General features: G+C 73.4%; 9 protein-coding genes, 2 tRNA genes and 1 other RNA gene. 8 read left to right on the top strand and 4 right to left on the bottom strand.

The features are described from left to right. The first annotated feature begins 161 nt into the window (after nucleotides 1–161). Nucleotides 162–1,361 (top strand): serine hydrolase domain-containing protein, encoded by a 1,200-nt coding sequence (locus ACZ7MF_RS26145; RefSeq protein ID WP_471480220.1) that lies wholly within the window; start codon nucleotides 162–164, stop codon nucleotides 1,359–1,361. A 54-nt stretch (nucleotides 1,362–1,415) separates the two neighbouring features. After that, nucleotides 1,416–2,588 carry a serine hydrolase domain-containing protein gene (locus ACZ7MF_RS26140; RefSeq protein ID WP_471480218.1) on the top strand — a complete coding sequence of 391 codons (1,173 nt, stop codon included), beginning with the start codon at nucleotides 1,416–1,418 and terminating at the stop codon, nucleotides 2,586–2,588. A 145-nt stretch (nucleotides 2,589–2,733) separates the two neighbouring features. Here ACZ7MF_RS26140 and ACZ7MF_RS26135 read toward each other — a convergent pair. Beyond that, nucleotides 2,734–2,821: transfer RNA gene (locus ACZ7MF_RS26135), tRNA-Ser, on the bottom strand. Nucleotides 2,822–2,895: 74 nt separating this feature from the next. On the opposite strand from ACZ7MF_RS26135, the gene ffs reads away from it, so the two are divergent. The 6 genes from ffs to ACZ7MF_RS26105 all read left to right on the top strand — a co-directional run bounded on the left by ffs (nucleotide 2,896) and on the right by ACZ7MF_RS26105 (nucleotide 11,644). Next, nucleotides 2,896–2,990: signal recognition particle sRNA small type (ffs, locus tag ACZ7MF_RS26130), an RNA gene on the top strand. 46 nt (nucleotides 2,991–3,036) lie between these two features. Continuing rightward, nucleotides 3,037–5,403 (top strand): DNA polymerase III subunit gamma and tau, encoded by a 2,367-nt coding sequence (locus tag ACZ7MF_RS26125; protein ID WP_471480216.1) that lies wholly within the window; start codon nucleotides 3,037–3,039, stop codon nucleotides 5,401–5,403. A gap of 148 nt (nucleotides 5,404–5,551) precedes the next feature. After that, a complete protein-coding gene (gene purD / locus ACZ7MF_RS26120) occupies nucleotides 5,552–6,802 on the top strand; it encodes a phosphoribosylamine--glycine ligase (protein WP_471480214.1) in 1,251 nt (416 codons plus the stop codon). Between the two features lie 318 nt (nucleotides 6,803–7,120). Beyond that, nucleotides 7,121–9,031 (top strand): hypothetical protein, encoded by a 1,911-nt coding sequence (locus ACZ7MF_RS26115; protein WP_471480213.1) that lies wholly within the window; start codon nucleotides 7,121–7,123, stop codon nucleotides 9,029–9,031. Between the two features lie 164 nt (nucleotides 9,032–9,195). Next, nucleotides 9,196–10,653, top strand: coding sequence for a N,N-dimethylformamidase beta subunit family domain-containing protein (locus ACZ7MF_RS26110; RefSeq protein WP_471480211.1), 1,458 nt, complete (start codon nucleotides 9,196–9,198; stop codon nucleotides 10,651–10,653). Between the two features lie 91 nt (nucleotides 10,654–10,744). Then, nucleotides 10,745–11,644, top strand: coding sequence for a phosphoribosylaminoimidazolesuccinocarboxamide synthase (locus ACZ7MF_RS26105; protein ID WP_356867786.1), 900 nt, complete (start codon nucleotides 10,745–10,747; stop codon nucleotides 11,642–11,644). Between the two features lie 59 nt (nucleotides 11,645–11,703). Here the strand turns inward: ACZ7MF_RS26105 and ACZ7MF_RS26100 are convergent. From ACZ7MF_RS26100 to ACZ7MF_RS26090, 3 genes are all read right to left on the bottom strand, one after another. Beyond that, nucleotides 11,704–11,776: transfer RNA gene (locus tag ACZ7MF_RS26100), tRNA-Gly, on the bottom strand. 37 nt (nucleotides 11,777–11,813) lie between these two features. Next, nucleotides 11,814–12,428 (bottom strand): response regulator transcription factor, encoded by a 615-nt coding sequence (locus tag ACZ7MF_RS26095; protein ID WP_059302871.1) that lies wholly within the window; start codon nucleotides 12,426–12,428, stop codon nucleotides 11,814–11,816. Beyond that, on the bottom strand, nucleotides 12,425–13,672 hold the full coding sequence (locus tag ACZ7MF_RS26090) for a sensor histidine kinase (protein ID WP_471480209.1): 1,248 nt from the start codon (nucleotides 13,670–13,672) through the stop codon (nucleotides 12,425–12,427). Before ACZ7MF_RS26090 ends, ACZ7MF_RS26095 begins: the two co-directional genes overlap by 4 nt. Between the last annotated feature and the right edge of the window lie 4 nt (nucleotides 13,673–13,676).

The raw sequence follows: 13,676 nt of genomic DNA, 5'->3' as shown, positions 1-13,676 counted from the left end.
AGTCGAAATCCCCTGATCATGGTCGTCAGTATCGACGGATGGCCCGCCGGCGGCCTCCCTCGATCGGGGGAGCGACTTCTCCTGCCTTTCCGCGATGTGGTCGAAGGGCCCCGCGAGCCAGGATTCGTGTCCCGACCACACGATCCTCCGGGAGACGACTTATGCGTGCTCAGACACGGCAGAGCTTGCGCTTCTCGATCCGGCGCCAGTCGGGCCGACGGCGACGGGCCATGGCGGCCGCGGCCGTGGCCGCCGTCGGCGTCGGCGTCATGACAGCGGGCATTCTCGCTCCGCCCTCCAGCTCCGCTTCCAGCTCCGCTTCCGGCTCGGACGCCGGGCCGGACGCCGTGCAGCGGGCCCTGAACACGCTGGTGCGCGACGACGCGATGCCTGCCGCACTGGCGAGCGTCAAGGACCGGAACGGCCGTACCCGCACCTACACCGCCGGAGTCGGCGAACTGGCCACCGGGTCGAAGGTGCCCAGGGACGGGCAGGTGAGAATCGGCAGCAACACCAAGTCGTTCACCGCGGTCGTGGTCCTTCAGCTCGTCGGCGAGGGGGAAGTCGACCTCGACGCCTCCGTCGACACCTACCTGCCCGGCCTCGTACGCGGAGAGGGCATCGACGGGCGCCGCATCACCGTCCGCCAGCTCCTCCAGCACACCAGCGGACTCCCGGAGTACGGCATCCACCTCGACGACGCCGAGATCAGGAACCGGTACTTCCTGCCCCGCGAACTGCTCGACCTCGCCCTCGAGCACAAGGCCGACGCGGATCCGGGGGAGAAGTGGGGGTACAGCAACACCAACTACATCCTGGCCGGCCTGATCGTCCAGAAGGTCACCGGCCGTCCACTCGCCGAGGAGATGGACCGGCGCATCATCAAGCGCCTCGGGCTGCGCCACACGTACTTCCCCGCTCCCGGCGAGATGACCATCCGTGAGCGGCACCCGCACGGGTACCACCGCAGCCCGGCGGACGGACCGCTGCGCGACTTCACGGAGATGGACCCCTCGGCAGGTTGGGCCGCGGGCCAGTTGATCTCCACCAACTCCGATCTCAACCGCTTCTTCACCGCGCTCCTCGCCGGCCGCCTCCTCCCGGCGGAACAGCTTGCCGAGATGCGCACGACGGTTCCCGCCGGGACCTCCGGCCTCCGCTACGGGCTGGGGCTCACCAGCAGGCCACTGTCCTGCGGCGGCGTCTACTGGGGCCACGGCGGTGACATCGCGGGATACGAGACGCGGGGCGGTGTCACCGACGACGGCCGCGCCGCCAACGTGGCGGTCACCAGCATCCCGACGGACGAGGCGGCCGCACAGCACGTGAAGGACGCCGTGGACAAGGCCCTGTGCGGCTGAGTCACGCAACCGCAGGCCCTAACGACGATCCAACGATTCCTGAGGAGCTGACCCATGCGTGGACAGAAACGGCGAGAGTTCCGCCCGGAGAGCCGGCGGAACGGCACATGGCGACGAGTCCTGCCCGCCGCGGTGGCGGTGGCGGTGGCGATCGGCGCCCTGGCGCTGGGGATCCCGGCCCAGCCCGCCGCCTCGGACGCCAGGCCGGACGCCGTGCAGCGGAGCCTGAACGCCCTGGTGCGCGACAGCGGGACGCCCGGCGCGCTGGCGAGCGTCAAGGGCCGTGAAGGCCCTGGCCGGACCTACACCGTGGGGGTCGGCGACCTCGCCACCGGTGCACCGGTACCCGTCGACGGGCAGGTGCGGATCGGCAGCAACACCAAGACCTTCGTCGCGGTCGTCGTTCTCCAGCTCGTCGCGGAGCGGAGGGCAAGCCTTGACGACTCGGTCGACACCTACCTGCCCGGCCTCGTACGCGGTGAGGGTATCGACGGGCGTCGCATCACCCTCCGGCAGCTCCTCCAGCACACCAGCGGACTTCCGGAGTACAGCAGCCATCTCGGGGACGACGTGCGGTACTACGCCCCCAGTGAACTGCTCGCCACAGCCCTCCGGCACCCGGCCGAATTCGCCCCCGGGAAGAGCTGGAAGTACAGCAACACCAACTACGTGCTCGCCGGCCTGATCGTCCAGAAGATCACCGGCCACTCACTCGCCGACGAGATCGACCGGCGCATCATCAAACGCGTCGGGTTGCGCCACACCTACTTCCCCGCTCCCCGTGACGCGGGCATCCGAGAGCCTCACCCTCACGGCTACTACCGGGAATCGGCAAAGACGCCGCTGCGCGACGTCACGGAGATCGACCCGTCCTGGGGCTGGGCGGCAGGCCAGATGATCTCCACCAACTCCGATCTCAACCGCTTCCTCACCGCGCTCCTCACCGGCCGCCTCCTGCCCTCGACCCAGCTCGCCCAGATGCGCACCACCGTCCCGGCCGAAGCGACCTTCGGCCCGGGCGCCCGCTATGGCCTGGGACTTGCCAGCAGGCCGCTGCCGTGCGGCGGCCTCTCCTGGGGCCACGGTGGCAGTTTCCCCGGGTACGAGACGCGGAGCGGTGCCACCGACGACGGCCGCGCCGCCAGTGTCGCGGTCACCACGCAGCTCACCGGCGCGGCGGCCCGGCGGAGCCTCGAACGAGCGGTGGACACCGCCCTGTGCCGCTGAACCCGCCGAGGGTGCTTCGTGTTCCGTCGATCCGGAAATGACGTGCCCGAGGACACGTTTCGCCCCGCCGGAGACTGAGACGGAAACCGTCGAAGGGCCCCACCGCGAACGGTGGGGCCCTTCGACATCGTGCCCGGTGAGGCACTGGCGGAGGATACGAGATTCGAACTCGTGAGGGGTTGCCCCCAACACGCTTTCCAAGCGTGCGCCCTAGGCCTCTAGGCGAATCCTCCGCCGAGAACATTACATGACGCCGGGGAGTGCTTGCGAACTCGTTCTGAGGCCCCCACATCGGGTAACGTGTGGCTCAGCCCCTCACGCGGCGCTATCTGACTGAACTCCCCCAGGGCCGGAAGGCAGCAAGGGTAGGTCGGCTCTGGCGGGTGCGTGGGGGGCGTCTCCTTTGCGGGCGGTCCGGTTGTCGGTGGGCGCCTATAACCTCGTATGCGTGTCGTCTCTCGCGCTCTACCGCCGTTACCGCCCGGAGTCCTTCGCCGAGGTCATCGGGCAGGGGCATGTCACCGACCCGCTGCAGCAGGCGCTGCGGAACAACCGGGTCAATCACGCGTACCTGTTCAGCGGTCCGCGCGGCTGCGGCAAGACGACCAGCGCCCGGATCCTGGCCCGCTGTCTGAACTGCGAGCAGGGCCCCACGCCGACCCCGTGCGGCGAGTGCCAGTCCTGCCGCGACCTCGCGCGGAACGGGCCGGGCTCGATCGACGTCATCGAGATCGACGCCGCCTCGCACGGCGGCGTGGACGACGCCCGTGACCTGCGGGAAAAGGCCTTCTTCGGGCCCGCTTCCAGCCGGTACAAGATCTACATCATCGACGAGGCCCACATGGTCTCCCCGCAGGGCTTCAACGCCCTGCTGAAGGTCGTCGAGGAGCCCCCGGAGCACCTGAAGTTCATCTTCGCGACCACCGAGCCCGAGAAGGTCATCGGGACCATCCGGTCGCGGACCCACCACTATCCGTTCCGGCTCGTGCCGCCCGGCACCCTGCGCGACTACCTCGCCGAGGTGTGCGGCCGGGAGGGGATCGCGATCGAGGAGGGTGTGCTCCCGCTCGTCGTGCGGGCCGGGGCGGGGTCGGTGCGTGACTCCATGTCCGTCATGGACCAGCTCCTCGCGGGCGCCGGTGCCGACGGTGTGACGTACGACATGACCACCGCCCTGCTCGGCTACACGGACGGCTCGCTGCTCGACTCCGTCGTCGAGTCCTTCGTCTCCGGGGACGGCTCCGCCGCCTTCGGGGTCGTGGACCGGGTGATCGAGGGGGGCAACGACCCGCGTCGCTTCGTCACCGACCTGCTGGAGCGCCTGCGTGACCTGGTGATCCTCGCCGCCGTGCCCGACGCGGCGGAGAAGGGGCTCATCGACGCCCCCGTCGACGTCGTGGAGCGGATGCAGGAGCAGGCCCGGTCCTTCGGCGCCGCCGAGCTGAGCCGCGCCGCCGACATCGTCAACGAGGGGCTCACCGAGATGCGCGGCGCCCACTCGCCGCGCCTCCAGTTGGAGCTGATCTGCGCGCGCGTGATGCTGCCCGCCGCGTACGGCGACGAGCGGTCGGTGATGGCCCGGCTGGACCGGATCGAGCGCGGGGTGCAGTTCTCGGCCGGTGCGGGCGCTCCCGCCATGGGGTACGTGCCTGGGCCCGAGGCGCACGCCGGTGCGGGGGCCGCGGTGCCCGCCGCGGCTCCGCTTCCGCCGGGCGGCGGGCCCGCCGCGGCCCGTGCGGCGGTACGGGGGCAGGGCGCCGGGGCCCCGACGGGCGCACCGGGCGGTGGCCCTTCCGCCGACGCGGCTGCCGGTGCCGGTGCCGGTGCTGGGACCGGTCCTGCCTCCGATGCGGGTGGGCCCCCGACCGGTGGCGGACACCCGCAGGCCGCGCCCTCGTCCGCAGACGCCACTCCCGCGCCTGCCGCACCTTCACCTGCGACACCTTCACCTGCCGCCGCTCCCCCTCCTGCCCCCGCGCCCGCCCCGGCGCCCGCGCCCGGTGCCTGGCCGACCGCGGCCCCCGCGGGTGGCGGGCGCCGCCCCGGTGGGTGGCCCACGGCGGCACCGGCGGGCGGTGGACAGCCCCGGACCCCCGCTGCTCCCGCCTCCGGCCCCGCCGCGGCTCCGGCCCAGGCGCCGGCGCCCGCGGCGGCCGCCCCCGCGCCCGTCTCTCCGCCGCCGGGTGCTTCCGGGGTCGACCCCCGTTCGCTCTGGCCCAACATCCTGGAAGCGGTCAAGAACCGCCGCCGGTTCACCTGGATCCTGCTCAGCCAGAACGCCCAGGTGACCGGCTTCGACGGCACCTCCCTCCAGCTCGGCTTCGTCAACGCCGGCGCCCGCGACAACTTCGTGAGCAGCGGCAGCGAGGACGTGCTGCGGCAGGCCCTGGCCGAGCAGTTCAACGTGCAGTGGAAGATCGACGCGGTCGTCGACCCGTCCGGCGGCGGCGCGGCACCCCCGCCCGCCGGCGGTCCTTCCGGGCCCTCCGGCGGCTTCGGCGGATCCGGGGGATCCGGGGGCGGCGGCTTCGGCGGCGGGGGCTCCGGTGGCGGTGGCGGCTTCGGCGGGGGCGCGCCCGCCCAGCGGCCGTCGGCGTCCGCGGCCACGCCCGCCGCGCCACCTCAGGCCCCCGCGTCGGCCCCGGCGCCCGCTCCCGCCCCCCGGCCCTCGGCACCCGAGCCGCCCCCGGTCTCCCCCGAGGACGACATCCCCGAGGACGACGACCCGGACCTCGACGAGTCGGCTCTTTCCGGCAAGGAGCTGCTGGTCCGCGAACTGGGCGCGACGGTGGTCGAGGAGATCACGAACGAATAGCCTCCCGCCCTTCCGCCGTCGGTCTTCCGCTATCGGTCTTCCACCGTCGGTCTTCCGCCGGGCCTGGAGGAAGGTACGAGTCCCTGCCTGCCGTCCCTTCGGAAGCCCGCACAAACCGCACCGGCCCGCTCCCATTAGGCTTCACCCCGTGAAGGTCCTTGTCATCGGCGGCGGCGCCCGCGAACACGCCCTGTGCCGTTCCCTGTCCCTCGACCCCGACGTCACCGCGCTGCACTGCGCACCCGGCAACGCCGGTATCGCCGAGGTCGCCGAACTGCACCAGGTCGACGCCCTCGACGGCGCGGCCGTCACCGCGCTGGCCACCCGGCTCGGCGCCGAGCTGGTCGTCGTCGGACCCGAGGCGCCCCTGGTCGCCGGGGTCGCCGACGCCGTCCGCGAGGCGGGCATCCCGGTCTTCGGCCCCTCGGGGGAGGCGGCCCGGCTGGAGGGCTCCAAGGCCTTCGCCAAGGACGTCATGGCCGGCGCGGGCGTGCCCACCGCCCGCTCCTACGTCTGCACCAACCCCGCCGAGGTCGACGCGGCCCTCGCCGCCTTCGGGGCGCCCTACGTCGTCAAGGACGACGGGCTGGCCGCCGGCAAGGGCGTCGTCGTCACCGGCGACGTCGAGGCGGCCCGCGCGCACGCGAACGCCTGCGACCGCGTCGTCGTCGAGGAGTTCCTGGACGGACCCGAGGTCTCCCTCTTCGCCGTCACCGACGGCGAGAACGTCCGCCCGCTCCAGCCCGCCCAGGACTTCAAGCGCGCCCTCGACGGCGACGAGGGTCCGAACACCGGCGGCATGGGTGCGTACTCGCCGCTGCCCTGGGCCGACCCGAAGCTGGTCGACGAGGTGGTGCAGAGCGTGCTCCAGCCGACCGTCGACGAGATGCGCCGGCGCGGCACCCCGTTCTCCGGGCTGCTGTACGCCGGGCTCGCGATCACCTCGCGCGGTGTGCGCGTGATCGAGTTCAACGCCCGCTTCGGCGACCCCGAGACCCAGGTCGTGCTGGCCCGGCTGAAGACCCCGCTCGCCGGGCTGCTGATGGCCGCCGCCACCGGCAACCTGGCCGACCTGGAGCCCCTGCGCTGGAGCGACGAGGCGGCCGTCACCGTGGTCGTCGCCTCGCACAACTACCCCGGCACCCCGCGCACCGGCGACCCGATCACCGGCCTCGACGAGGTGGCCGCCCAGGACGCCCCGCACGCCTACGTGCTGCACGCCGGCACCCGCGCCGAGGGCGACGCCGTCGTCAGCGCCGGGGGCCGGGTCCTGTCCGTCACGGCCACCGGCACCGACCTCACCGAGGCCCGCGACCGTGCCTACCGGGCGGTCGCCCGCATCGGCCTCGACGGCTCGCAGCACCGCACCGACATCGCGGCGAAGGCGGCGGGCGCGTAGCCCCGCACCCTTCCCGCGTCTCCCCGGTCACCGAACCCGGCAGGCCCCGGCTCCGTCTCAGGAGTCGGGGCCTGACCTTTGCTGTCCGTCTCCACCTTTCCCCAAAGCCATTCCATCGGGTGACCGATGGGCCATACGGCTGACGGGGGCGGGGGCCCCAACTATGGTGCCGCGCAAGCGTTCCGGCACTTGGCCCACCGGCATTGCGATGTCAGTGCCGGGTGCCACAGTGGGTGGAGTGAGCAAGAGCGGAAGCACGCAAGAGCAGCAGGACGGTCCAGGACAGACAGGACAGCGATGAGGGGGTGAGGTCCGGCCGTGACCGGTATCGGTGGTGTGGAGATGGGTGCTCAGGCCGCGCGTTCCCGGGCCCTGGCGGTGCTGCGGGTCCGCAGCCGCGCGCTGGCCGTGGCCCTGCTGCCCGCCGCGGTCGCGGTGATCCTCCTGGTCGGCGGCTCGACCGGGCACCTGGCGGGCGCCGCCTGGGACGTCCTGCGCTGGGTCGTGTCCGCCCTCGCGCTGCTCGTCCTGCCGGCCGCCGCCGGAGTCGCCCTGGTCGTGGCGCGCTCCCGGCCCGCGGTGACCCCCACGGTCACGGTCGCCGAGGAGTCGGCGCCCGACCTCTACCGGATGGTGCGCGACCTGGCCGACCGCCTCGACGTCCCCGCGCCCTCCGCGATAGCGCTCACCCCGGACTGCGACAGCTGGCTGGAGGACCGCACCCACCCGGCCCACGGCCCGCCCCCGGTGGAGAAGCACGACGACGACCTGGGCGGCCTGAGCGGGCCCCCCCACCGCCGGAGCGCGGCCGCCGCGCCCGTCCTGGTCATCGGCTCACCGTTCCTGTGGTGGATGCGGGTGGGCGAGCTGCGCGCCGTCCTCGCCCCGGTCGTCGCCGGTACGGGGCCCTCGGCGCACCCCGACATAGCCGCGGCCCGGCGTTTCATACGGGGCCTGGACGCCGCGGTGGCGGTGGCCTCGGCGGGCCGGCGGGATCCGCTGTCCCGCCTGGTGTGCGCGGGCCTCGGCTGGGTGTCCCGGCTGCTGCTGCGGAGCTGCCGGGGGGACGCGACCGAGATGGAGCGCGGGGTCGCGGCCGCGGCCGCCGAGCGTGCACAGGCTGTGGACTACGGACTGCGAATCGTCGCGCAGGAGCAGGTCGGGCTCGCCTATGCGGGCTGGGACCGGCTGCTGACCCGGGTGGCGCTGCCCGCCTGGCGGATGGGCCGCTGGCCCTCCCGGCTGGACGTCGGTGTCGTCGCCGCCCTCACGGAGCTGTCGCGCCGGGACCGCCTGGCCGAGGGCTTCGCCTCCCGCCTGGGTGAGCGCCCCGCCTGTGACCTGCTGGAGGAGCCCGGGGTGATGGACGAGGCGGTCTCGCTCCTCGCCGCGCGTCTCTTCCACGGCGGGCCCGCCGAGACCGGCCCGGACTGGTCGCCGGTGGGGTGGGACGAGTATCCCGAGGAGGTCGTCGACCGGACCTGGCGCACGGAGGCGGCCCGCCTGCACCGCGTACTGGACACCCTGGGCGTCCGCCGCGCCGCCGAGGGTGTGGCAGCGGGCACGGACGGCCCGACCCTCGCCCGCGTCCTGGACCACCTCACGACCCCGGACCACGCGGTCACCGTCACCCCTGCCGCCGGCGCCGACGCGGACGCCCCCGTCGGCACCCCGCACCCCCATGTGCCGTACGGCGACGACGAGGCCCCGCACGTGTCGTACGGCGACCACGCCGCCGCCGCCGACGCCGCCGCCGACGACGAGGACGAGGACGACGAGGACGATCTCGCCGGTACCACCGCCCGCGGCGCCGCCCTGGCCGCCGGGCTCACTGCGCAGCTGGCCCGTGAGGAGGCCGAGGCGCCGCCCGCCGCGGTCGGGTCCCCCTCGCCGACCCCGCAACCGGGAGCCGGGGCCGGAGCCGGTCCCGACGCGGCCCTCTGGGACGACCGCGCGCTCCCCCTTCTCCCGCTCCAGCCCCCGCGCACCGGGCGCGAGATCCTCACCGCGCACATCACGGCGATGGTGTGCTGCGCGGCGATGGACACCGCCGGGGCGGCCCCCGGCCTCGACTGGCTCGACGGGCCCTCGCTCCTCTTCGACGGCGCCCGCACCGCGGACCTGGCGCCCAGCGTGCTCAGCCTCGTCGAGACCGGCGACCCGGGTCCGCTGCGCGCCTGGATGACCGACCTCGGCATACGTCCCGAGAAGCCGGTGCGCCTGGTCTGACCCCGGACTCCGACGAATCGGACCCTCCCATTCCACTTTCGGCCAGTTCGCGACGAACAGTGACAGCCCGCGTGCGAAATGTGATGTGCTGGGACCGATCGCGCACATGGCAAAGGCGTTCGTCATACGCACGACCACGGGGGCACGAGGGAGGGGACTGTCCCATGGGCTCCGAGCAGATCCGCCGTTGGGAGTCGGGAGCACTCGCGCACGCCGTGACGGACCCCTTCGGGCAGGGGCCGGTCCCCTGGCTGCGCGGCGGCGAGACGTACTTCGGCGACACCGGCCAGGTGGTCGCCTGGTACGCGGACCAGGACCGCACCGGGGCCGAGACCGGACCCCGCGCCGCGGACGACGTCCGCCGCCAGATCAAGGGCTTCACCGCGACGGGAGCCGCCGCCCCCGGCGAGGCCATCGACTTCCACGTCACCGTCGACCCGCCGCAGCAGTTCAGCGTCGACGTCTACCGGATCGGGCACTACGGCGGCGACGGCGCCGCCAAGATCACCACCAGCCCCCGCCTGTCCGGCATCGTCCAGCCCCCGCCGCTCGCCGCCGACCGCACGGTCTCCTGCCACCACTGGTGGCTGTCCTGGCGCCTGCAGATCCCCACGTACTGGAACATCGGCGCGTACGTGGCCGTGCTCACCACCGCCGACGGCTACCGCTCCCACGTCCCCTTCACGGTCCGCGACGACCACCCGGCCGACCTGCTCCTCGTCCTGCCGGACGTCACCTGGCAGGCGTACAACCTCTATCCCGAGGACGGCCGCACCGGTGCCAGCCTCTACCACGCCTGGGACGAGGAGGGCCGGCTCCTCGGCGAGGCGGACGCCGCGACGACCGTCTCCTTCGACCGCCCGTACGCGGGCGCCGGGCTGCCCCTCCACGTGGGCCACGCCTACGACTTCATCCGCTTCGCCGAGCGCTACGGCTACGACCTCGCCTACGCCGACGCCCGCGACCTGCACTCCGGCCGGGTCGACCCGGCCCGTTACCGGGGACTGGTCTTCCCCGGCCACGACGAGTACTGGTCCACCGCCATGCGCCGCACCGCGGAACGGGCCCGCGACCGGGGCACGTCCCTGGTCTTCCTCTCCGCCAACACCATGTACTGGCAGGTGGAGCTGGCCCCCTCTCCCTCCGGCGTCGCCGACCGCCTGCTGACCTGCCGCAAACGCAAGGGCCCCGGCCGGCCCGCGCTGTGGCGGGAGATCGACCGCCCCGAGCAGCAGCTGCTCGGCATCCAGTACGCCGGCCGTGTCCCCGAACCCCACCCGATGGTCGTCCGCAACGCCGGTCACTGGCTCTGGGAGGCCACCGGGGCGCACGAGGGCGACGAGATCGAGGACCTGGTGGCGGGCGAGGCCGACCGCTACTTCCCGCGCACCGCGCTCCCCGGGCACGACGAGCGGGTCCTGCTCGCCCACTCCCCGTACACCGACGTGGACGGCGTCCGGCGCCACCAGGAGACGTCGCTGTACCGGGCCCCGTCGGGCGCCTGGGTCTTCGCGTCCGGCACGTTCGCCTGGTCCCCGGCCCTGGACCGCCCCGGCCACGTCGACCCGCGGGTCCAGCGCGCCACCGCCAACCTCCTGGACCGCATCTGCAAACGGGACTGAGCCGCGCACCCGCACCCCGCCGCCCCGCCGGTCGCCCTCCCCCCGACGTACGGGACAATCGACGTATTGTTCAGAACCACGGGGAGGAACCGTGTCCGGATTCGTTGAAAAGCCCGAGCCGATCCAGGTTCCGGGTCTGGTGCATCTGCACACCGGCAAGGTGCGCGAGCTGTACCGGAACGAGGCGGGCGACCTCGTGATGGTCGCCAGCGACCGCATCTCCGCCTACGACTGGGTGCTGCCGACCGAGATCCCCGACAAGGGCCGGGTCCTGACCCAGCTCTCCCTGTGGTGGTTCGACCAGCTCGCCGATCTGGCCCCCAACCACGTCCTGAGCACCGAGCTGCCCCCCGGCGCCCCCGCCGACTGGGCGGGCCGCGCCCTGGTCTGCAAGTCGCTGCGAATGGTCCCCGTGGAGTGCGTGGCCCGCGGCTACCTCACCGGCTCCGGCCTGGTGGAGTACGACGAGACCCGCACCGTCTGCGGCCTCGCCCTGCCCGAGGGCCTCGTCGACGGCTCGGAGCTGCCCGCCCCGATCTTCACCCCGGCCACCAAGGCCGAGGTCGGCGAGCACGACGAGAACGTCTCCTACGAGGAGGTCGCCCGCCAGGTCGGCGCCGACACCGCCGCCGCCCTGCGCCAGGCCACCCTCGCCGTCTACTCCCGCGCCCGGGACATCGCCCGCGAGCGCGGCATCGTCCTCGCGGACACCAAGTTCGAGTTCGGCTTCGACGGGGACGACCTGGTCCTCGCCGACGAGGTCCTCACCCCGGACTCCTCCCGCTTCTGGCCGGCCGACCGGTGGCAGCCGGGCCGCGCGCAGCCGTCGTACGACAAGCAGTTCGTGCGGGACTGGCTGACCTCGGCGGAGTCCGGCTGGGACCGGAAGAGCGAGCAGCCCCCGCCGCCGCTGCCGCAGCAGGTCGTGGACGCCACCCGCGCCAAGTACGTGGAGGCGTACGAGCTTCTGACCGGCCAGAGCTGGTCGTAGCGGCGGAAGGCCGCACACGAAGAAGCCCCCCGGTCGGAACCGGGGGGCTTCTCATTCGGAGCGAACGACGAGGTTCGAACTCGCGACCTCAACCTTGGCAAGGTTGCGCTCTACCAACTGAGCTACGTTCGCACTGCGTGCCGTGGATTTCTCCGTGGCGCGACAGCCACTATACCCAACCGCGCTCCCTCGCGAGCCGCACCGCCGCGTGCCGGTTCTCCGCACCGAGCTTGCTCGCGGCCGACGACAGGTAGTTCCGTACGGTCCCCTCGGCGAGCGCGGCCCGCTCGGCGATCTCCGCGACGGGCGCCCCGTCGGCGGCGTGCTCCAGCACCTCGGCCTCGCGCGCGGTCAGCGGCGAGTCCCCGGCGGAGATCGCGTCGGCGGCCAACTCGGGGTCGACGTACCGGTTTCCGGCGTGCACCGTGCGGATCAGCTCGGCGAGCCGCTGGGCGCTGACCGTCTTGGGGACGAACCCGCGCACCCCCGCCGCCAGGGCCCGTTTGAGATGCCCCGGGCGCCCGTGACTGGTCACGATCAGCACCTTGCAGGCGGGCAGCTCGGCCCGCAGCGATGTGGCGACCTTCACACCGTCGGCGCCGGGCATCTGGAGGTCCAGTACGGCGACGTCCGGCGCGTGTGCCCGGGCCATCGCCAGGGCCTCGGGACCGGTGGCCGCCTCGGCGACGACGACCAGGTCGTCCTCCAGGGACAGCAGGGCCGCCAGGGCCCCGCGGATGAGGTGCTCGTCGTCGGCGAGCAGGACGCGCACGGTCGTCGTCACGACGCGACCTCCAGCGCGGCCCCGGCCGCGGTGTCCGGCAGCGGCACCTCGGCCGTCAGCCGGAACACGCCCTTGCCGACGGGCCCCGCCTCCAGCGTCCCGTCCACCGCGGAGAGCCGCTCCCGCAGCCCCGCGAGCCCGGAGCCGCCCGGACCCGCCGGGGGCCCTTCGCCCGTCGCCTCGGACACCCCGTCGTTCTCCACCGTCAGCACCGCACGTCCTTCCGACATCCGCACCGTCACCGCGACCTTCTTCGCGTCCCCGTGCCGCAGCACGTTCGTGGTCGCCTCCCGCACCACCCAGCCGAGCGCCGACTGCACCTTGGGGGGCAGGCCGGACGTGTCCCCGGTGACCTTCGCGGCGATGCCCGCCGCCGAGAGCACCCCCCGGGCGCCGGCCAGTTCGACCTCCAGGGCGGCCTCCCGGTAGCCGCGCACGACGTCCCGGACCTCGCGCTGCGACTCCTGGGCGATGCGCTGCACCTCGATCATCTGCTCCACCGCCTCGGGCCGCCCGCGCCGGGACAACTGGACGGCCAGCTCGCTCTTGAGCGCGATCACCGCCAGGTTCCGGCCCATCACGTCGTGCAGGTCCCGGCCGAACCGCAGCCGCTCCTCGGCGACGGCGAGCCTGACCCGGGTCTCCTTGGCGTCGTCGAGCGCGTAGACCGCGTTGAGCAGCCAGAGGGAGAAGATCGAGGTGACGGCGAGGAACCCGCCGGTCACCATCACCAGGCCGGCCAGCACGACCGACGCGAGCAGGGGCATCTCCAGCGGGAACGTCAGGAGCCCGGCGCCCACCGCGAAGGCCCCGACGACGGCGACCCTGCGCCGCCGCCCCCGCACCCCGAGCGTGATGACACCGGCTGCGTAGCACAGGACCCCGCCGTAGACCGAGCCCGCCGCGGTCTCCACCTCACCGGACGGTCCGCGCTCCGCGATCACGACCGCGGTGGCCGAGACGACGGCGGAGACGACGACGAGCGCCCACATCTGCCGCACGGGCTGCGGGCGCCGTCCGCGCGTCCAGTCCAGCGCCCGGGACGAGACCAGCATGCAGACCGCGGCGTGCGCGGTGACCAGCAGGCACAGCACGGTGGCGAGCCCCGCGCCGGTCCGGCCGTAGGCGGACACCCCCAGCGCGAGGATCTCGATGACCCCGAAGAAGTGGAACGACCACCGCGTGTACGTCTCCACCTTCTCCGGCGTGCTCTTGAGCCGCCACCATCCGCCCGGCCTGCGCATCCGT

Source organism: Streptomyces sp. NPDC111628 (genome assembly GCF_055635195.1).
This window is presented reverse-complemented; position numbering and strand designations above follow the sequence as displayed.